Annotated in this window: 16 protein-coding genes and 1 other RNA gene; 13 read left to right on the forward strand and 4 right to left on the reverse strand. The window is 40.7% G+C overall.

Annotated features, from left to right (window positions below; genetic code table 11):
* The first annotated feature begins 89 nt into the window (after nucleotides 1-89).
* The gene (gene eno, locus J2S07_RS16745; protein ID WP_307151553.1) at nucleotides 90-1,385 is read left to right on the forward strand and encodes a phosphopyruvate hydratase; all 1,296 of its coding nucleotides are present in this window, start codon (nucleotides 90-92) and stop codon (nucleotides 1,383-1,385) included.
* A 446-nt stretch (nucleotides 1,386-1,831) separates the two neighbouring features.
* Here eno and J2S07_RS16750 read toward each other — a convergent pair whose 3' ends face one another.
* A complete protein-coding gene (locus tag J2S07_RS16750) occupies nucleotides 1,832-3,850 on the reverse strand; it encodes a molybdopterin-containing oxidoreductase family protein (protein WP_307151554.1) in 2,019 nt (672 codons plus the stop codon).
* A 154-nt stretch (nucleotides 3,851-4,004) separates the two neighbouring features.
* Here J2S07_RS16750 and J2S07_RS16755 point away from each other — a divergent pair, with 154 nt between their 5' ends.
* The 11 genes from J2S07_RS16755 (at nucleotide 4,005) to ssrA (ending at nucleotide 16,073) form a co-directional block, all read left to right on the forward strand.
* Nucleotides 4,005-4,562: a 4Fe-4S dicluster domain-containing protein gene (locus J2S07_RS16755; protein ID WP_307151555.1), complete on the forward strand. Its 558-nt coding sequence runs from the start codon at nucleotides 4,005-4,007 to the stop codon at nucleotides 4,560-4,562.
* The gene (locus J2S07_RS16760) at nucleotides 4,563-6,113 is read left to right on the forward strand and encodes a PucR family transcriptional regulator (protein ID WP_307151556.1); all 1,551 of its coding nucleotides are present in this window, start codon (nucleotides 4,563-4,565) and stop codon (nucleotides 6,111-6,113) included.
* A 309-nt stretch (nucleotides 6,114-6,422) separates the two neighbouring features.
* Nucleotides 6,423-7,115, forward strand: a complete 693-nt coding sequence (locus J2S07_RS16765) for a TorD/DmsD family molecular chaperone (protein WP_307151557.1) — start codon at nucleotides 6,423-6,425, stop codon at nucleotides 7,113-7,115.
* A gap of 18 nt (nucleotides 7,116-7,133) precedes the next feature.
* Nucleotides 7,134-9,740, forward strand: a complete 2,607-nt coding sequence (locus J2S07_RS16770) for a molybdopterin-dependent oxidoreductase (protein WP_307151558.1) — start codon at nucleotides 7,134-7,136, stop codon at nucleotides 9,738-9,740.
* Nucleotides 9,741-9,753: 13 nt separating this feature from the next.
* Entirely contained in the window at nucleotides 9,754-10,305 is a 552-nt protein-coding gene (locus tag J2S07_RS16775; protein ID WP_307151559.1) for a DMSO/selenate family reductase complex B subunit, read from the forward strand.
* Nucleotides 10,306-10,396: 91 nt separating this feature from the next.
* Complete coding sequence (locus J2S07_RS16780) at nucleotides 10,397-11,260, forward strand: dimethyl sulfoxide reductase anchor subunit family protein (protein WP_307151560.1); 864 nt, start codon at nucleotides 10,397-10,399, stop codon at nucleotides 11,258-11,260.
* Between the two features lie 106 nt (nucleotides 11,261-11,366).
* Nucleotides 11,367-11,600: a preprotein translocase subunit SecG gene (gene secG, locus J2S07_RS16785; RefSeq protein WP_307151561.1), complete on the forward strand. Its 234-nt coding sequence runs from the start codon at nucleotides 11,367-11,369 to the stop codon at nucleotides 11,598-11,600.
* A gap of 183 nt (nucleotides 11,601-11,783) precedes the next feature.
* Nucleotides 11,784-12,530 carry an alpha/beta hydrolase gene (locus J2S07_RS16790; protein WP_307151562.1) on the forward strand — a complete coding sequence of 249 codons (747 nt, stop codon included), beginning with the start codon at nucleotides 11,784-11,786 and terminating at the stop codon, nucleotides 12,528-12,530.
* 33 nt (nucleotides 12,531-12,563) lie between these two features.
* The gene (gene rnr, locus J2S07_RS16795) at nucleotides 12,564-14,888 is read left to right on the forward strand and encodes a ribonuclease R (RefSeq protein ID WP_307151563.1); all 2,325 of its coding nucleotides are present in this window, start codon (nucleotides 12,564-12,566) and stop codon (nucleotides 14,886-14,888) included.
* A 213-nt stretch (nucleotides 14,889-15,101) separates the two neighbouring features.
* Entirely contained in the window at nucleotides 15,102-15,569 is a 468-nt protein-coding gene (gene smpB, locus J2S07_RS16800; protein WP_307151564.1) for an SsrA-binding protein SmpB, read from the forward strand.
* Nucleotides 15,570-15,736: 167 nt separating this feature from the next.
* Nucleotides 15,737-16,073, forward strand: a transfer-messenger RNA (tmRNA) gene (gene ssrA / locus J2S07_RS16805).
* A gap of 1,671 nt (nucleotides 16,074-17,744) precedes the next feature.
* Here the strand turns inward: ssrA and J2S07_RS16810 are convergent.
* Both J2S07_RS16810 and J2S07_RS16815 read right to left on the reverse strand, forming a co-directional pair.
* Nucleotides 17,745-18,368, reverse strand: a complete 624-nt coding sequence (locus J2S07_RS16810; RefSeq protein WP_307151565.1) for a hypothetical protein — start codon at nucleotides 18,366-18,368, stop codon at nucleotides 17,745-17,747.
* Between the two features lie 36 nt (nucleotides 18,369-18,404).
* Nucleotides 18,405-18,704: a hypothetical protein gene (locus tag J2S07_RS16815; RefSeq protein WP_307151566.1), complete on the reverse strand. Its 300-nt coding sequence runs from the start codon at nucleotides 18,702-18,704 to the stop codon at nucleotides 18,405-18,407.
* Between the two features lie 389 nt (nucleotides 18,705-19,093).
* Between J2S07_RS16815 and J2S07_RS21990 the strand changes: the two genes are divergently transcribed.
* Nucleotides 19,094-19,480 carry a TniQ family protein gene (locus J2S07_RS21990; RefSeq protein ID WP_370872868.1) on the forward strand — a complete coding sequence of 129 codons (387 nt, stop codon included), beginning with the start codon at nucleotides 19,094-19,096 and terminating at the stop codon, nucleotides 19,478-19,480.
* Here the strand turns inward: J2S07_RS21990 and J2S07_RS16820 are convergent.
* Entirely contained in the window at nucleotides 19,463-19,606 is a 144-nt protein-coding gene (locus J2S07_RS16820; RefSeq protein WP_307151567.1) for a helix-turn-helix domain-containing protein, read from the reverse strand. The two genes, J2S07_RS21990 and J2S07_RS16820, sit on opposite strands and share 18 nt — an antisense overlap.
* Nucleotides 19,607-20,255: the final 649 nt, after the last annotated feature.

The raw sequence follows: 20,255 nt of genomic DNA on the forward strand, positions 1-20,255 counted from the left end.
GTATCAAGATTAACATTATTCAAAAGTAGGTTGCAAACATAAGCGGATTTTCCATTCGCTAGTTAAAAATATGATTAGGAGAGATGAACATGCCTTATATTACTGAAATCTATGCACGAGAAGTATTAGATAGCCGTGGAAATCCAACGGTTGAGGTTGAAGTCTATACAGAGTCCGGTGCTTTTGGCCGCGCCCTTGTTCCGTCCGGTGCATCTACTGGGGAATATGAAGCAGTAGAGCTTCGTGATGGGGACAAATCCCGTTACGGTGGGAAAGGTGTTCAAAAAGCAGTGGATAATGTCAACAACATCATCGCTGAAGAACTCATTGGTATCGATGTAACCGACCAAGTTGGCATCGACCGCTTTATGATTGAGCTAGATGGTACAGAAAACAAAGGCAAGCTTGGAGCAAATGCGATCCTTGGAGTATCCATGGCTTGTGCGCATGCGGCTGCTGACTTTGTGGGCTTACCATTATACCGCTATCTAGGTGGATTCAATGCGAAGCAATTGCCAACACCAATGATGAACATCATTAACGGTGGCTCTCATGCTGATAACAATGTGGATTTCCAAGAGTTTATGATTTTACCGGTTGGAGCACCAACCTTCAAGGAAGCGATCCGAATGGGAGCGGAAGTGTTCCATTCTTTGAAAAAGGTTCTTTCTTCTAAAGGTCTTAATACTGCAGTTGGAGATGAGGGTGGTTTTGCACCAAATCTTGGATCTAACCGTGAAGCACTTGAAGTTATCATCGAAGCGATTAAAGCAGCTGGCTACGAGCCAGGCAAAGATGTTTTTCTTGGAATGGACGTCGCTTCTTCCGAATTCTTTAACAAGAAAACTGGCAAATATGATCTAGCTGGAGAGGGCCGCACAGGCTTAAGCTCCGAGGACATGGTTGCTTTCTACGAACAGCTTGTCAATGAGTTCCCAATCATCTCCATCGAAGACGGTTTAGATGAAAATGACTGGGAAGGTCACAAGCTTCTAACGGACCGCCTTGGTGGCAAGGTTCAGTTAGTTGGTGACGATTTATTCGTAACCAACACGAAGAAGCTTGCTGAAGGAATTGAAAAAGGTGTCGGCAACTCTATCTTAATTAAGGTGAACCAAATCGGTACCCTTACTGAAACTTTTGAAGCAATCGAAATGGCGAAGCGTGCTGGATATACAGCCGTTGTATCCCACCGTTCTGGTGAAACAGAGGACGCAACCATCGCAGACATCGCCGTTGCAACAAACGCAGGTCAAATCAAGACCGGTTCCATGTCTCGTACCGACCGTATTGCGAAGTACAACCAACTTCTTCGCATCGAAGACGAGCTTGGTGAGCTAGCTGTGTACGATGGATTGAAGAGCTTTTATAATTTGAAGAAGTAAGTTAGTTTGAGGAGGGCGGCCCTGTGGGTTGCCCTTTTAGTATCTAAAATGAAGTAACTAGCAAGCGATACTAAAAAATAAGCGGAGATTTTCCGGCTAAAAGCGTAATAGGGTTTGATTAGAGGTAAAAAAGCGGAGATTTTCCGACTAAGCAATGAAAAATTCCCGATTTTGACGATTTTTGAGCAAATAGACGGAATCACTCCGTCTATTTAAGCTATTTTCAATGCTATTTTATAATTAAGAGAAATTTCTCCGCTTATACTGAACAAAATCCCTAAATTCTCGATTCGTGTTCAAAAAATAGTCATCCAGTTCGGAAACATGAAACATGCGCATTTTTATCTTTTATGGCCGCAGTTTGAGCAAAACCATGTTCCCATCCTTCCCCAAAACTCCTCCCAAAAAAGCCCCAAATAACGTTATTCAGGGCAAATTAGGATAGGCTATAATTTCTCAATTCTCACAAACGTATCATAAAAAGCCGTTCCCTTGTTACCCATATCTGTTGGCAGGGGAGGGGTCAACTTGTTGATGTTCACATCAGAGTCAGGATACCAGCCTTGATGGATGACGAGAATATCCCTTGGCACTCTATGGCTAAAGGCAATCTTGATCTCAATAGAGCCCTGTTGATTAGAGATCTTCACAACCTCCCCGTCATCAATCGATAGTTTCTCCGCGGCCTTTGGATGAATCTCAACAATGGCCTCCTCTGAATCGGATAGCTTCAAAAAATGAAACTGTGAATTGAAGGTATAGGGATGATGAGGGGTGATCAGCCAAAAAGGGAGCTCCTCCGTGGGAGAAGGTCCATCTACAAAAAGCGGCAAAGCCTGAAGGCCTTTCGCCTCCGCCTCTGTTGAGAAAAAATGAAACTGCTTTGTCGCAGTAGCAAATTTTCGCCTTTCCCACACAATTCGATCACTGCTTCCTGTGAATTGTTTATTCTTAAGCTCGGAAACATTTTTTATAAAATAACGATTTTCCACCGCTTCGGTGAACTGGGCATTCAAATATTCCTCTTCACTCTCATGAATCTGGAAGGAACAGCCACTCTCTCTTAATCTAGGCGCCAATTCCGTCATAATTCTCCACTCACTTAAACTTTCGTAATAGGGGCTTACCGCTTTTTCATTCAAAGAAATCTCCTTATGCCAGTAGCTTGTCACGATATCCGTTTCTTCAAAATGGGAAGTCGTAGGCAATACCAAATTGGACATCTTAGCGGTTGGCGTCATAAAAAGATCAACCGTTACCACAAATGGAATCCCCGCTAAAAATTCCGCCCAAAACTTTGCCCCAGCCTCTTGTACTAAAGGGTTTGCACCTGAAACCCATAGCATTTCGATAGGTGGTGAAAACCTGGATGGAAGTATTCGATTTTCGGGCTGATTCAGATGAATCACCCGGGTATCCTTGGAATCAGCCTCTAATTGATTTTGGAAAAAACGAGAGTCCTTTCTGCGAAAAAAGATTCCGCCCCCTTTTTTTCCGATATCTCCATGAATGGCAGCTAGGGCTTCAATCCCACGGACATTTTGCCCGCCGTTTGTATGCTTGAGCACTCCCATGCCGATGATGTGAGAAATGGCTTTCGTCTCTTTCATCCATTGAGCCAATAAGCTAATGGCTTTCTCTGTCATTCCACATGTGCGAAGAAGGTCATCCTTAGAAATCTTCCCAATGGCTTCAAGGTAATCTTCATACCCGTAGGAATGCTGCTCGAGGAATTCCTTATCATAGCAATCGGCCTTCAATAGTTCTTTGACCAAAAGAGTGGCTAAAGCACCGTCTGTACTTGGACGCAGCTGAATATACAAATTAGCAAGCTCAGCTGTTTGTGTGTAAACAGGATCAATGACAACAACCTTCCCACCTTTTGCCCTTGCCTCGATGATAAAAGGAATAAGATGAATATTGGTTGCTGCTGGATTGGTGCCCCAAAGGATGATTAGGGATGAATCTTTTATCATCGCAGGATTAGACATTTTAACGGTCCCCATGTCATATTCCATCGCTTCAAATCCAGTGGTAGCAGTGGATGAACCGAAAATTCTCGTCGTTCCTCCAAGACTTGTGAAAAAATGATCCGTCACATAATGATGAACCCCAACATTCCCAGAGCCTTTATAGTGAGCGAGTGGGAGTAGATGCCCATGTTTCTTTTGTATGTTCAACATTTCACATTCAATAAGCTCAAAAGCCTTCTTCCAAGTAATTTGCTTGAATCTGCCAGAGCCCTTCACTTCTTGATAATAAGGATATTTGAGGCGTTCCTGATGATTGTTTCTTTCGATATAAGAATAGCCCTTGGCACAGAGCTTTCCTTGCGAATAGGGGTGGGTCCGTTTACCGCTCAGAGTCATGATTTGATCATTCTCGACTCTAGAAATCATCGTGCAGTTGCTGAAGCAATTTCGTGGGCAAACATGCTGAAACTCATATTGACTGCGCGTATTCATTTCTTTCACTCCTTTGATGGAAGGGAATGTTTTCCACCAAAAAATTCACGAGATTGTCGTTCTGAAAAATAAATTCTACCTTCCTCTATTATAAACTATATCTAGATAACGAGATCTATTTTTGTGAAGCATAGAAAATAAAGGAAGAATCGACATGTCATCTCAGCTTATGTTTTCCATTAACCTTAGCAAATGCATAAATTGTAAAACCTGTGAAATGTCGTGTAATGATTACCATGGACTTTCAGGGATACACCGACGCAATGTTGTAACCTATGAAAATGATTCGCTAATCCCTGTTCATCTCTCGATATCTTGTAACCATTGCTTGAATCCGGTTTGTGTATCCATCTGTCCGGAGAATAATTTTCTGAAACGTAGTGATGGGGTAGTCATTCATAATCCAAGTAATTGTCGAGCATGCAGGCGTTGTGTGACCGCTTGCCCGTTCCACGCCCCAAAAATAAATCCGAAAACGAATCGAGTGGACAAATGTAACCTTTGTATCGAGAGGCTTGATGAAGGCTTGAAGCCAGTTTGTGTAGAAAATTGTGTGACCAATGCACTGGGGATCATCGAGGTTAATCGTAAGGAAAGAAAGTCCTATGATTTTGGGGAAGTAGATGTACCGATAGCAAGCTACACGAACCCATCCATATTCGTAATTGACAAACAAATTGGACTGACCTTCTTCAGAGAGGAGGAAGCCTAAATGAAGGATGCGCTTCAGGAGTTACTACCGCTTATTCCGTTGGATCGACTAAAGTTTCTTACCTCTTTACCAAAGCAATTGCTTTATTATGAAACGATTCAAGAGGAGCTACCGAAGGATTGGTTAGAAAAACCGACTCTAATAATAATCGTCGATGAAGAAGAATGGATCAAACTAAATGATAAGGAAGTCGCAAACCAACTCATTCAGGATCCGAATCTTATCGCCGTCATCATTGGGCTAGAAACGGAAGTGCCCTTGCAGGAAGACAATGTCCATCTGTATCGTTCATGTCAATTGCCAATTGTCCAAGTGGCCGATCCCTCTTCACTCCACATATTTGAGCAAAAAAGCAAGCCTGTTTATTCTCAAATAAGCAACGAGCTTGCTGGTATCATGAACGAGGGGTTCACCGCTATCGCTACAGAACTAGCAAAAGGATTGGAGACCCCTTTCCTCTATTTAGATGAGAACAACCATCTTTTTTGGCAGACAGGTACGGAAACAGAATTAAGAGAAGCAAATCGGTGGTTGAACACCCATTTTAGAGAGCTGGAAGGGATGAAGGAAAGCTACGAAGGGCAAATTCATGATGGGTTTGAGCTATATCCCATCCATATCGCCGGTGTCGTCAGCCAAGGTATACTTGCTTCCGCTAAATTAGTAGATTGGCAAAAAAGAATGGTAGATAAATTAATAGGCTTAATGGCTCTTTTATTGCAAACAGAAGGAATGTTTCGACAGCAGCAGCAACAGCTGCAAGAGCATTTTGTCTATGACCTTTTGTATCACAAGTTTGAATCCCAAAAAGTCATGATTAAACAGGCGAAGGCATGGGACTGGAATTTAGAGATCCCCCATCATTTGCTTCTTGTTCATGTGAAGGTAACTGACGAACTCATGGATAATATGGATTGGCTGGATGAAATGGTTCTTTTCATAGAAGAAAAAAAGTCTCATATGGAAGAAAGGCTTATCGTTTTGCCTTTTGAGGACCAAATTGTCGTCCTTCTTGAGGATGGTCAAAGCTGTACCATTAGTGAAAGAAACCGACATGTTCGTACCGTTGCGGAACAAATTGAAAAAGAGCTGTCGAACCAATGGCCGAATTGTCAATTCTTGATCGGGATTGGAAAATGGTATAAGAATACTACTTTTTTAAACAAAAGTTACCAGGAAGCAAATCAGGCCCTAAAATTTGGACAAGCATGGTTTGAAAATCGAAACATCTTTCATATCAATGATTTAGGTGCACTCCGCCTCCTGATTCACATTCACCAGGAGATTCTATTAGACTATAGTGAAGATTATTTGTCTGTCCTATTAGAAAGTGATCGCGAGTCAGGTACAGAGCTCATCCATACGCTTAAGGTGTATATTCAGCATCAGGGGGTCATTAATGACGTAGCCGATGCGCTATTTATTCATCCTAATACCCTTCGCAATCGGATAAAGAAAATCGAAGACATGACAGGAATTAATGTTCAGGACCCAGAGGAATTTATGAATCTGATGGTTGCGGTCAAGATTCTTTCCTTTCTCAATTTATAATGTTCGGATGAAACTAGTTCTCCTTTTTGAGGAGGCTAGTTTTTTTGTTGCAGGTTGGAATTATCATTACATTTGACTGGCTATTATTATTCAAGATTTGTTCATTTATAGCGGTTAGAGAGAAAATTTCACTGTGAAAACTGCACAATTGCTTCCCTTTAACTATGGAGGATCCTACACTCCCTTCTATCAGGATTCACAGATAAAATAGAGACATAGAGGTTCAATGTCCTATCCTTAGCAATAAAACAGTTTATAATTGTGAAATGATTCACATTGGAAACCTGAATAGAAAGAGGTGGAAACGAGATGAATCAAGTTATCAGCACTGATTTAACAGAGGCTGAAGAATTATTGGAATTACGGATTTTTGCCTACGATATTTTGCGAAGAACCTTTTTGGAGGAGCCGACGAAGGAATTAGTTGAGCAATTTGAAAATGGAATCATTCACTTTTTTCCTTTTAAAGAAGAGAATCCTCTCCTCAAGGAGGGGATAGAGCAGGTACATCATTATTTCAAGAGCTTTGAGATGGGTGAAAATTTTGAGGAGCTCCACTGGGATTACACGAGAATGTTTGTTGGACCTTACGAGCTGCCTGCTCCGATATGGGAATCCTCCTATACCAATAAGGATGGGCTACTCTTTCAGGAAGAAACATGGAGAGTAAGAAGACTGTATTTGAAAAATAATTTCGAACCTCTTCATTATGGCAAGGAAGCAGATGATCATTTAGGTCTAGAGCTTGATTTTATGTATCAGCTAAGCAAATTGGCCATCCAATTGATGAAGGAAGAAAATCATGTCCAGGTCAAAAAAATCTTAGCAGACCAGAGTTATTTTCTGAAGGCCCATCTTCTTAATTGGACCCCGCTTTTTGCAAAGGATGTCAATGAACATGCAAAGACCGATTTTTATAAAGGCATGGTGAAAATTCTCAGTGGATTTTTAACTATTGACCAAACCTGTTTAGAGGAATTGGAATGTCAAATTTGTGAGTAAAAAATGGAGGTGTTCTCTATGTCAAACTTTCTAAAAAAAGCGATGGATCATAAGATGAGTCGCAAAGCATTTCTCGGATGGAGCGCTGCCTTAACAACCGCAGCAGTTGTCCCAACTTACGGGCTAACAAAGGTTGACTCGAAGGTGGCGGCAGCCAAACTGAACCAGGAGGAAAAATGGGTAACCGCAGCCTGCTGGCATAACTGTGGAGGACGATGTGTAAATAAGGCGTTAGTCGTGGACGGAGTGGTCATTAGACAGAAGACGGATGATACGCACGAGGATAGCCCAGATTATCCACAGCAAAGAGGCTGTCACCGCGGACGTTCGCAAAGACACCAGGTTTTTGGTGCCGATCGATTGAAATATCCAATGAAACGTAAACATTGGGAGCCAGGCGGGGGAAAGAAAGAGCTACGTGGTAAAGATGAGTGGGTTCGTATTTCCTGGGATGAGGCGCTTGACCTCGTTGCAACTGAACTAAAACGAGTAAAAGAAAAACACGGAAATAAATCAATTATCGGAACGAGCAGACTTCTTAACTTCTACGGTGGTGCGATGGTGAGATGGGGTTCTTCATCATCAGGTGCATGGGGAGTTCCACAAGAGACAATGACCGGCTTTATGTCTTGGAAAGGGAATGACCGATTAGACTGGCGCAATGCGAAGCTCATTGTGATGTGGGGTTCAAACCCAACACGTTCCAACTTAGGAAATCCAAGCTACAACCTTTTGCAAGCGAAGAAGGCGGGCGCCAAATTTATCTTTGTTGACCCATCTGTAAGTCCATCAGTTAAGACATTAGCGGACAAGCATATCCCTTGTCGCCCAGGCACAGATACAGCCCTGCTTCTTGGAATGGCCTATTACATGATTGAAAATAACCTACAGGATCAAGATTTCCTTGATCGCTGCACAGTTGGATTTGATCAGGATCATATGCCAGAAGGTGCTGATCCAAAGGAAAACTTCAAGGATTATGTACTCGGAACCTATGATGGTGTTCCAAAAACACCGGAATGGGCATCAGAAATTTGCGGTACAGACCCTAAAGTGATCAAAGAATTCGCTCACGAAATTGCAACGACGAAGCCAATGATTTTCACTTCATCCTTTGCACCTGCTCGTACGTATAGAGGACAACAATTCTGTCAGGCCTTCCTCACAGTGGGCTGGATGACTGGAAATGTTGGTAAACCAGGTGCTGGAGTATTCACGATGAACTATGCATCCAAACAAAGCTACGGTGGTAAAACACTAGTAAGAGGTGGAGGCACAGGACTTCCAGATGCAGTTAACCCATTATTCCCTGATGCAACCTACGGGGCATATGACGGCTATCGCTGGGAAAACCCAACGAACCTTGAAGCCCATGGAATCGCTTATTGTGAAACATATGATGCTATTTTGAATGGTGAGTATACAGCAACAGCTGGGCGAGGAAAAGTTCCTTGCGATATTCGGATGCTGTGGTTAGTTCGTGATGGCAGTGGCTATAACTACTTGAACCAATCATCTGATATTAACAAAGGAATTAAAGCCTTCCGTAAAGTAGATTCAATTATTACAAACGATATCGTCCTTTCTACCATTTCGAAATATGCTGATATCGTCTTACCAGCAACGACCGAATGGGAGAAGGAAGGAAAAATCTACAGCGGTAACCCTGAAGCGATCGTAATCACACAAAAAGTAGTCGATCCACTCTTTGAAGCTAAAACAGAAGAATGGATGGATAGAGAGCTTGCGAAGCGCCTTGGTTTAAATCCTGCAGAAATTTACCCAATTACAGAGAAACAGCAGCTATTTAATAGTTTAGCAGGAGCAGAAATTATTACAGAAGACGGCGAAAATTACGTTCCACTCGTTACTATTACGGAGAAGGATATTAAAAAATGGGGCGTAGATGGCAAGCCGCAAAAAGGCAAAATCTCTCTTGACGAAATTGTAGAGCAAGGGGCATATCAAGTACCTCGTTCCCCTAACGATAAATTAGGCGAAATTGAATGTGAAGCTTTTGTTAAAGACCCTGAGGCAAACCCAATTCCAACAAAGAGTGGTAAGTTTGAAATTCACTGTCAAGCATTAGTCGAAAAAATTGCGGCCTATGGCTTAACAACAATTGCACCGATTGCTAAATACGAGCCACCAATGGATGGTTATGAAGCAACCTTCTCAGACTGGAAAAATAAGAAAAAAGGGAAATATCCATTCCAGCTTGTGACCATCCATTACGGAAGACGGTCACACTCAGTATTTGACAACGTACCACAGCTTAGAGAAGCATATCCACAAGAATTCTTTATGAATAAGAGAGATGGAGAGGCTCTTGGATTTAAAGATGGTGATACCGTTCTTATTGAAAGTAGTGTCGGAAAGGTTATTCGACCAGTAGCCCTTACTGAAACCTGTATGCCAGGAGTTGTATTCCTTGGTGAAGGTGCTTGGGTTGAACTTGATGAAAAAACAGGCATAGACAAAGCTGGGGCAACGAACTCTCTCTGTCCAGCACGCTTAAGCGGTCAAGGGGAAGAGCCTTGGAATACAACAATCGTCCGTGTTGAGAAATATAAAGGTGAACCATTAAAGCCAGACTGGCAATGGGAGCAAAGAATTATTTTCTAGGAGGTGACAGATTATGGCACAGAAAGGTTTCTATTATGATTCAACAGTATGTACAGGATGTAAGGCTTGCCAAATCGCATGTAAGGATAAGAATGATTTAAAGGTTGGAGAGCTCTTTAGAAAGGTATATGAGTTCGAGGGTGGAACCTTCCCAAATGTTTGGGGTTATTATCTCTCCCTCGGCTGCAACCACTGTAAAGAACCGAAGTGCGCAGAAAACTGTCCGACTGGTGCCATTTATAAAAGGGAATCTGACGGCTTAGTTGTACAGGATCGGGAAAAATGTATCGGCTGTAAAATGTGTATCTGGTCTTGTCCTTATGAGCGTCCTCAATATCTTGAGGAGCAAGGGAAATGCGGAAAATGTGACGGCTGTGCGGATCTTGTCGACCAAGGCTTGAACCCAGTTTGTGTGGATACTTGTCCATTGAGGGCCATTGAATTTGGTGACATTGAAGAGCTTCGCAAGAAATATGGTGCCAACTATAATCTTAAAGTATTGCCAGGTGCTAATATTACAAAGCCTTCTATTACTGTAAAAGCAAAGCCTGAAGCAATGAATTAATGAAAAAGGGCTATGTTATTCATGAGTTAGAAACTGCTCAATTTTAACATAGTCCTCAATAAAAAAGCTTATTAAAAAGGAGGTAATTTCTATGTTTGCAGAAGAATGGCCATTGCTAACATTTACTCTTCTCTCTCAGTTTGGTGTTGGGGCCTATATCTTTTTCGTCATTGTCCGTGCATTTAACAAAAAATTAGGGAATAACCTTGCCATTAATGTAACAAAACGTGGAATCATGATGGTAGGTCCTGTCATTGCTCTTGCATTAGTGTTTTCATTATTCCATTTAGGTACGCCTTTCGGTGCTTATCGTTCTATCTTGAATTTGGATTCATCCTGGCTCAGTAGAGAGATTATTTTCACATCTGCCTTCTTTGCCCTTTGGATCGTATCTTTCTACTTGGACCGAAAAGGGACCTGGAATCAAATCGTTGGCTGGGTAACATCTGTTGTTGGTCTAGGTGCTGTGTTTTGCATGGCAAGCATCTATGCATCTTCAATTAAACCAGCCTGGACCGATGCTAATACGTATTTAGCGTTCTATGGAACAACAATACTTTTCGGTGCTGTCACTTCGATGATATTTATCCTAATGAGCAAGGAAGAAAAGACGGAGGGTCTAACAAGCATCATCAAAGGAATTGGATTAGCAGGACTTGGAGCGATGATTGCTCAGCTTGTGTATCTTCCTATTTATGTTTCAGGTCTATCAGTCAGTGGACAAGCGGGTCTTAAATCTGCGGCTCTTTTAACGGAAACCTATGCATTTTCAACCGTGATTAGATGGGCGTTATCCTTTGTCGGATTGGCTATCATTGGCTGGGTCTTCTACCGAAATAATAAATCTCAGTCCCAAATGAAGTTCTATCTAGCAGCTTTAACTCTCGTGTTAGTCGGTGAATTTTTAGGTAGATACATCTTTTACGCAACAGGTGTGTCCATTATCGTCGGTTAGGAGCAAATAAAGCCTCCCCTTCTGGATTCAGAAATGTATTGTGAATCATTTTTAATTATGATAAAATTAGACATACTGTGAGTGTTCGTTTCAGGAGGTGGACTTTATGCATGCTCTATTTGTTACATTGCTTGTGATCGTATCGATCGGTTTAATCGTTGTTGTCCTTCTACAATCTGGTAAAAGCGCAGGTCTTTCAGGTGCCATCTCTGGTGGAGCTGAGCAGCTGTTTGGAAAGCAAAAAGCGCGTGGACTTGATTTGATTCTACATCGAATTACGATTGTGTTAGCAGTACTCTTTTTCGCATTAACCATTGCTGTGTCCTATTTAGGAGCATAAACATATAAGGAACCTGGCCTTTTTGAAGGGGCCAGGTTTTTTAACGTTATGGGAAGTCGTCTCATTGGAATGATCCAACCCGCATTGTTTAAACTAAAGTAAACGGCGTGGCCGGTATTAAGGACATTCCAGAACCACAATCCGTGCGAAAACAGCCTTATACAACAAAAGGGGTCATTACAGATGAAAATTATACAACCAAAGCCTTTTACATTTGAGCAAGGAAAAAGGGCTGTGCTTTTCCTTCATGGGTTTACGGGAAACAGTGCGGACTGCCGTATGCTTGCTCGGTTCCTCGAAAAAAGGGGATATACTTGTCATGCTCCGCAATATAAAGGTCATGGCGTGCCACCTGAAGAACTCATTTCTACAGGTCCTGAAGATTGGTGGCAGGATGTGATGGACGGCTACAACTTCTTGAAAAATAAAGGATACAAAGAAATCGCCGCCGTTGGACTTTCTTTAGGTGGCGTATTTTCGTTGAAGCTAGGCTATACTGTACCTATAAAAGCGATTGTGCCGATGTGTGCTCCTATGTATATCAAGAGCGAGGAAGTGATGTACGAGGGGATTCTTGAATTTGCGCGGGAATATAAGAAGCGTGAAGGGAAATCGCCAGCGGAAATCGAGCAGGAGATGGAAGAGTTTAAGCAGACGCCGATGAAAACATTAAAGGCGCTCCAAAATTTAATTGCTGATGTGAGGGAGCATGTGGAGATGATTTATGCTCCGACATTCGTTGTACAAGCTCGCCATGACAACATGATTAATACAGATAGTGCAAATATTATTTATAACGAAATCGAGTCTCCGCAAAAAGAAATCAAGTGGTATGAGGAATCTGGGCATGTCATTACGTTGGATAAACAACGGGATGAGCTTCATGAGGATATATACAGGTTTCTAGAATCGTTGGATTGGGAAGAATAGGAGATAGATAATCAAGTAAAGGAGGGGAACTCTTTGGAAGAAAGTATTAAACAGCATATGGACAGGTTGCTTCAATATATGGAGGCCGAAACCTATAAACCGCTTACCGTGCAGGAGCTGGAGGCTGCTTTTGGCACCCTGGACTCTGCTGATTTTAAGGATTTTGTCAAAGCGCTGGTTAAAATGGAGGAAAAAGGTCTAGTCGTGCGTACGCGCAGTAACCGTTATGGACTTCCTAGTAAAATGAACTTAGTTCGAGGGAAGTTATCGGGTCATGCCAAGGGCTTTGGCTTTGTCATCCCAGAAGAGCCGGGGATGGATGATATTTTTATTCCTCCGACTGAAACCAATAACGCCATGCATGGGGACATTGTACTCGCTCGTGTGAACGCTGAGAGTTCAGGGCAACGACGGGAAGGGACCATTGTCCGCATCCTAGAGCGAGGAATTCAACAAATTGTCGGAACATATACGGAAAGCAAGCATTTCGGATTTGTGATTCCGGACGATCAAAAGTTTTCCAGCGATGTTTTTATCCCGAAGGCTGCCTCCAAAGGTGCAGTGGAAGGACATAAGGTCGTCGTTCGGCTTACGACCTATCCAGAGGGGCGAAAAAGTGCTGAGGGTGAAGTAATTGAGATCCTTGGGCATAAAAATGATCCGGGTGTCGACATATTATCCATCATTCATAAACACAGTCTCCCAGGGCCATTTCCTGAAGAGGTCATTGAGCACGCCAATGAAACTCCAGATTCTATCGACGAGAGAGAAATTCAGAATCGACGCGATCTGAGAGATCAAGTGATTGTCACGATTGATGGCGCTGATGCAAAGGATTTAGATGATGCGGTAACCGTGAGTAAGCTTGAAAATGGAAACTATAAGCTTGGAGTACATATTGCCGATGTCAGCTATTATGTGACAGAGGGCTCTCCGATTGACCGGGAAGCGGCAGACCGTGGGACAAGTGTCTATTTAGTAGACCGCGTGATTCCGATGATCCCGCATCGATTATCCAATGGAATCTGCTCGCTGAATCCGAAGGTAGACCGTCTAACCTTATCCTGCGAGATGGAAATTTCGCCGGATGGCCATGCCGTGAGCCATGAAATTTTCCAAAGTGTCATTAAGACAACGGAGCGAATGACCTATAGTGACGTCAATAAGATTTTGACGGAAAAAGATGAGGAGCTCATCAAACGGTACGAGCCTTTAGTGCCGATGTTTGAGTTGATGGAAGAGCTGGCGCAAATTTTACGAGAAAAAAGAATGAAGCGCGGCGCAATTGACTTTGACTTCAAGGAAGCAAAGGTGCTAGTCGATGAGAATGGCAAACCAACTGATGTGGTTCTCCGTGAACGTTCGGTGGCAGAACGTCTCATCGAGGAATTCATGCTGGCTGCCAATGAAACCGTAGCCGAGCATTTTCACTGGCTCGATGTTCCGTTTATTTATCGGATTCACGAGGACCCGAAGGAGGATAAGCTCAGACAATTCTTTGAGTTTATCACAAATTTCGGCTATATCGTAAGGGGAACAGCAAACTCTGTTCATCCTCGTGCCCTGCAAGAAATTATTGAAGAGGTACAAGGAAAGCCAGAAGAAATGGTCGTTTCAACGGTGATGCTACGCTCCATGCAGAAGGCGAAATACGATCCAGAAAGTCTTGGCCACTACGGCTTATCGACGGAGTTTTACACTCATTTTACTTCGCCAATTCGCCGCTATCCAGACTTAATCGTCCATCGTCTCATTCGAACCTACTTAATCGAAGGCAAGCTGGATGAAATGACGAGAGAGAAGTGGAATGCCCAGCTTCCTGATATTGCCGAGCACTCCTCCAATATGGAGCGAAGAGCGGTTGAGGCGGAACGAGAAACGGATGAACTGAAGAAGGCAGAGTTTATGGAGGACAAAATCGGCGAAGAATACGATGGCATCATCAGCTCTGTCACGAATTTTGGAATGTTCGTCGAGCTTCCAAATACAATTGAAGGCTTGGTCCATGTTAGTTACATGACAGACGACTACTACCGCTTTGAAGAGCGTCATTATGCCATGATCGGGGAGCGGACGGGGAATGTCTTCCGCATTGGTGACGAGATCACGGTCCGTGTCGTCAATGTTAATAAAGACGAGCGCTCCATCGATTTTGAGATTGTCGGCATGAAAGGCAGCCGTAAGCGCGATTTGGATGGGCCACGTAAGGTTTTCAAGACGGGCAGCTCAGATAAGAAGCCCCGGAGAAATCAATCGAAGGATTCTCAGGGTAAGAGTGGCAAACCTTCCGACGGTCCACGGAAAAAGAAAAAGCACTATGAAAATGCGCCAAAAGCTAAGCGGAAAAAGAAACGATAAGCGAGGGAGCCAAGAATTTGGCTCCTTTTGGAGTTCAGTTTCGGTGAGATTGGCGCTTTTTCGGTTTTATCGGCGAAAAATGAGATATATCGGCAAAAAAGATTTTTATCAGCGAAAAAATAAATATATTGGCGAACAGGTCTTTCTTCTCCTATATTTGTGACATGATCGTTTTTTTGCTAAAATATAGAACAATAGGTAGGGGGGAAACATATGCCAAAAGGCTTTGGAAAGACGGTTGCCCAAAACAAAAAGGCGTATCATGACTATTTTATTGAAGATACATTTGAAGCAGGAATTGTGCTACAGGGAACAGAAATTAAATCGATTCGTGCGGGAAGAGTGAATTTGAAGGACTCCTATGCCCAAATCAAGAATGGTGAGATTTTCTTATTTGGCATGCATATTAGCCCGTATGAACAAGGAAATCGCTACAATCATGATCCACTTCGCACCCGAAAGCTTCTTCTTCATCGCAAGGAAATTAACAAGTTAATTGGCGAGACAAAGGAAGAAGGATACTCCATTGTGCCCGTTAAGCTTTATTTGAAAAATGGCTATGCGAAGGTTCTCATTGGACTCGCGAAGGGTAAGAAAAAGTACGACAAGCGTGAGGACTTGAAAAAGAAAGAAGCAAAGCGTGATATTGAGCGTGCTTTCCGTGAGAGACAGAAGATGTAGAAGTTTTTACAAAAGCTTACAATTGATTTCGATTGAAGTTGTGCTATAATAATAAATGTCACGAGGACGTGACGCAAACTGATAGCTCATCTATTCGAGCATTCCGTTTCATTCCTTACGTCATGTTTATGTGAAAATCATAGACAGACCTATTATCATGGGGACGCTACGGATTCGACAGGGGTAGTTCGAGCTTAGGTTGCGAGTCGCGGGGATCGGCCGCGTACCAACGTCAAAGCCTATAACTGGCAAACAACAAAACAACTTCGCTTTTGCTGCTTAATTAGCGCATAGCGGTTCGCCCCTCCATCGCCCATGTGGTAGGGTAGCGGACTCACTCTAAGTGGGCTACGCCGGATTCCACCGTCTGAGGAAGTAGGAAGAGAATAACCAGACTAGCTGACCGGGCGCCAGTCGATAGGCAGATGGCTCAGCGAAACACGAATATATCGACTACACTCGTAGACGCTTAAGTGGCGATATCTTTGGACGTGGGTTCGATTAAGTTTTAGTCGCCTTATGTGGTAACACATAAGTGAAAATTCGGCTTTATCGGTGAAACCTAAGTCGCTAAAAGGATATATATAGAAGCAAATTAGTCCTGAAAAAAGGCGATAAGGCAATGCCGAGCGGTATGTGGAGCAATCCAACAGCCGTGTATCGACTTATAGGCTGCCATCTTGGTAGTACTAGGATGCGAAATCCTATCTGGAGTCAGATAAATATATGTTTCGCATAATACGCCGAAGGGCCTGATAACATCAGGTTCAAGATATAGTCAGTGCCATGACGAAAGCATGGAAGAGCACGTCCCACCGTCTCCACCAAATACATATTTGGTGGTTTTTTATTTTTGTGACTTAAACCATAAAAATGTCACTGTGACATGCTTTTGCTTTAAAAGTATAAGTGACAAACTTATGCATTTAAAATGCCACGAGAGTTTTAATTTTATTTAGTGCCTATTACCATTTTTTATTTTGGGATAATTTACCACTAAAGAAATACAAAAAAAACATTTCCCCTATTACAACATGAATCAATGGTGGCTTTGAAAAAAGATTAATTATTTTGAATGAAGATTGATAATTTATTATAAAGTTTGATTAAGAATCCTGTTTTGATATGCAGGATTTTTCCTATTCCACAACAATCGGGCCATTTAAGGGAATAAGACTTTAAATAAAACCGGATACTTATGGAAAATGTGAAGAAATGTACTTAAACTAAAGAAGCAGTTTAGTTGAACAAGAAAGTTTTCGCATTTTTGGTTGGCCCCCTAGCACAAATAAATTGAGAAAAGCAATTTTATAAGTTTTTGAAACTATAAAACTTTTATAATGAAAAATAGAAATTATACATTCGTCAAACTTCCGTTTCCAATAAAAAAGGCCGATAATTCCTTAGTGCAGGAAATATCGGCTTTTTTCCTAAATTTTCATAGCATGCCTATTTTGTTCTTTTTGGTAGAACCCCATTTACATTAATCTTTTCTAGTTTACCATGAATTAGTTCTTGAACCTTAATATATAGGGGAAACTCCTTTATCAAATGATTCTTTGTTTGTCCATACTGTTATTGAACATCAAGAAATAGAAGAAATTCCCTACAAAGCCCCATGTCATAAGGTGTTTAGAAACACAAGGTCACGTTATCTGGACAAATTCCATAGCGTATGTTTTTCGCTTTTGGTCGGTCGGACCATTATATCCATTAACTATTCACTTTTAAGATTCCCGAAATCACCATTATAAGGATTTAAAAAATAGCTTTGTTTTGTTCGTTTAGAATAAAAAACATAGACTTTCTCATTCTTGTATTCTTGGAAATGTGTATATTTTAACGAATCTTGCTTCCTATCTTCTAAGAAACTTTGAGCTTCCCCTACTGTGTAATCGGGCTTAAATATAAATATCGATATAGGTATGATAAGTAAGATTAGTAAAGACATTAATTGAAGTAGTTTCTTAAACCTTACTTCCGACCGTAAGAAAAGTATTATATTAAGGATTATGATAATGATTAAGTAAACTGAAATTTTACCAATCCACATAATATCCCCATATTTATCAATCACGAGTAAGAGCAATAAATATTCGAGTATACAAAAGAATAAAATACTAAAGAGTATCAATCTTTTAAGCACTACTAAACACTCCATCTAGTGAGACTAGTTTAGTTGAATTCAGAAGCTTTAGGGGTTGTATTTCGCAATCCAACAATATATCTATACTGTTGATAACCAACGTCTGCCAATTTCGAAAGCGACCAGTTATTATACCATGCATTATACTGGTCAGTTGTATATCTTTCTTTCTTCCCATTATCATTATTGACAATATAATCAGACCAATTTTTTGTTACTATGGTCATACCACCTCCACATATAATGCCTTTTATATTGCTAATTCGATCTACTTTTAAAGTTGGACTCCATACATATTTAAGAGTGTTATCCACTAGTACCGCACCTAAACTCGTAAGCATTGCTATAACAATTCCTGGACTAGCTACCCAGCTTACTATTGCCCCGATTATTACAGAGACAGCAGTTCCAGCATTAAATTGGAATTTTTTCGCTGCTTTAATACCATATTCAGTATGGGTTGTGTTATATGCATATACATTCATTCCACCTCTTACATAAGTCGTTGGGTTTCCCCAATTAATTTTACCAGTTACATTTAATTTTGCTTCCGGATTTGTTATATAGTTACGGGCAACAGTTAATGGAGGGGGTTCAGCTGTAACACCAATTGAATTATCTTCAATAACTGAATTATTAACAAAATCCTCCAAAGAATCTACGTTCTCTACCAAATTGGTTTCTAATTTTCATGGGAAACAAAATCGGATAATGAATAGTGAAGAGTTCCCTTCTTCATCTGTAACTGTGAAAGATTGAGTATCATAATCTATTTCAACTACATCTTTCATATTCTCTCCAATAACTTCTATAACTACCCCATCACTTTGGTTCTCTAAGATATTTAGTTCAACTTCTCCATCGTCTAGCTGTAATTCTCGGGTAGGAAGGGTAGGAGGGGCGTCTTTTAAACTAGCATTAGAAATAGATGGAGCCATTATACTGAAAATCAAAGAAAAACTTAGAAAACAAAAAAATAACCTTTTCATAAAATTATCACTCTCCTTTACATTTTCCTTATTATCCCATATTCAGAAAATTTTATCAATTCAAACTACCATTTTTTTATATTTTTCTATAAAACTATAAACTATAAATACTATTAAAGAAATGAAAACCTATATCAATCGATCTATTTTCAAAAAACTAGTAATGAAAATAAAGCTCTTCGGATTATTGTGTCGAAATGATCGGTTTGTATTACACTAAGGTTTCGTGATTCGTGATTTAGCTGAAGCTGAAGCTAAGCTCGAAGCCATATTCAATGAGGTTTGAATAAAGTGATTATTTAATCTCTGAGCTTAATAGTGGAGGTTTAAATGAAAAATGTAGATATCTAAATGGTGATAGTTTAGTAGCAAAAGAATTTATAGACGCAATGGAATTTTTAGTTGGTAAAAATAATCTCTTATATACAACAATACTTCCATTTTCAAGTGCTTATTATATTTCAACAAAGGGATTAACAAAAGAAAAAAGAGAATGGTGTCCATTATGTTATAGGGAACAAGAAAAGAAATTTGAAACGACTTTCGATTTATTAATTTGGACAATTAAGGGTGTTAAAATTTGTTTAGTGCATAAAACAAAATTAGTGGGCAATTGTGGTGATTACAGCCATACGATTGTCCCGCCTTTGACAAGTTTTTGGTCCACTTCTGACATAAAATTGGTCCAACTTTGCCATAGAGAGGTCCACTTAGGTATTGCACGGGAAAAGAGCCACCTGATGCGGCAAAAGATCCACTTAATTCGCACCGTATAGAGTGGGTTCAGTAATTCCAAGTTCTTTACTTATCTGACTTACAGATTCATTGTTAGGGGGCATCATTCTCTTAAGAATGGACTCTTTCATTTCCTCCGTATAACGTTTCCCATTATTACTTTTCATGTCGATCAACCTCCGTGTGTAAATTAAACTATACACTAAAGTTGTCTACGACATCTATCCTAACAGAGGGGGGGCATAAAAATGTTAAAAGTCACAAATTTTTTCGTTTTATTTACCACGCATGGGGAGAACGAATTAAAATTGAAACTACTTGTGTCTATAAACGTTGATATGAATGTGTTTGTTAAGGTGACATTTATATGGTTAAAAATGTTACAAAGTTATGCCTTAGGTAACAATTTTGTCTTAGATTTTAAAGAATTCTTCCTCAAATAATTGTTTTTCATTTAGTAAGACTGGACAATATTTACCGTTTCTTGGAGTAACTTTATCATAGTTTTCTAGTATCAAATTTGCTCGCTTTTTCTTTTTGTCTACCCTTAAGAAGCCTGATATAGATGCAAGAAGATCCATTACAGTTTCTTTCTTTCTTATTGTTAATGTAAACGAATTCTTGTGTTTACGAGGATTATAATTTTTTTTATTGGCTATAGTGCCACCTGTAATTGTTTTAAGGAAATCCAATAATTCTAAATCAGTAGAAGCAATGGATACTCATAAGCCCCAAAATGAACTTGGACAATAAGAGTATTTTATTTTATACTGCCTAATGTACCAAGGAGGTTAACATCATGCCAAGAACAAAACA

The sequence above is a fragment of the Anoxybacillus andreesenii genome (assembly GCF_030813005.1).
Classification (GTDB): domain Bacteria; phylum Bacillota; class Bacilli; order Bacillales; family Cytobacillaceae; genus Robertmurraya; species Robertmurraya andreesenii.

Excerpts from the sequence above, each read along its gene's own strand:
- J2S07_RS16765 (WP_307151557.1), top strand. The coding sequence starts at position 6,423 with ATGAATCAAGTTATCAGCACTGATTTAACAGAGGCTGAAGAATTATTG.
- J2S07_RS16775 (WP_307151559.1), top strand. The coding sequence starts at position 9,754 with ATGGCACAGAAAGGTTTCTATTATGATTCAACAGTATGTACAGGATGT.
- secG (WP_307151561.1), top strand. The coding sequence starts at position 11,367 with ATGCATGCTCTATTTGTTACATTGCTTGTGATCGTATCGATCGGTTTA.
- eno (WP_307151553.1), top strand. The coding sequence starts at position 90 with ATGCCTTATATTACTGAAATCTATGCACGAGAAGTATTAGATAGCCGT.
- J2S07_RS16760 (WP_307151556.1), top strand. The coding sequence starts at position 4,563 with ATGAAGGATGCGCTTCAGGAGTTACTACCGCTTATTCCGTTGGATCGA.
- J2S07_RS21990 (WP_370872868.1), top strand. The coding sequence starts at position 19,094 with ATGGAATTTTTAGTTGGTAAAAATAATCTCTTATATACAACAATACTT.
- J2S07_RS16815 (WP_307151566.1), bottom strand. The coding sequence starts at position 18,704 with ATGAAAAGGTTATTTTTTTGTTTTCTAAGTTTTTCTTTGATTTTCAGT.
- J2S07_RS16820 (WP_307151567.1), bottom strand. The coding sequence starts at position 19,606 with ATGAAAAGTAATAATGGGAAACGTTATACGGAGGAAATGAAAGAGTCC.
- smpB (WP_307151564.1), top strand. The coding sequence starts at position 15,102 with ATGCCAAAAGGCTTTGGAAAGACGGTTGCCCAAAACAAAAAGGCGTAT.
- J2S07_RS16755 (WP_307151555.1), top strand. The coding sequence starts at position 4,005 with ATGTCATCTCAGCTTATGTTTTCCATTAACCTTAGCAAATGCATAAAT.
- J2S07_RS16790 (WP_307151562.1), top strand. The coding sequence starts at position 11,784 with ATGAAAATTATACAACCAAAGCCTTTTACATTTGAGCAAGGAAAAAGG.
- J2S07_RS16750 (WP_307151554.1), bottom strand. The coding sequence starts at position 3,850 with ATGAATACGCGCAGTCAATATGAGTTTCAGCATGTTTGCCCACGAAAT.
- J2S07_RS16770 (WP_307151558.1), top strand. The coding sequence starts at position 7,134 with ATGTCAAACTTTCTAAAAAAAGCGATGGATCATAAGATGAGTCGCAAA.
- J2S07_RS16780 (WP_307151560.1), top strand. The coding sequence starts at position 10,397 with ATGTTTGCAGAAGAATGGCCATTGCTAACATTTACTCTTCTCTCTCAG.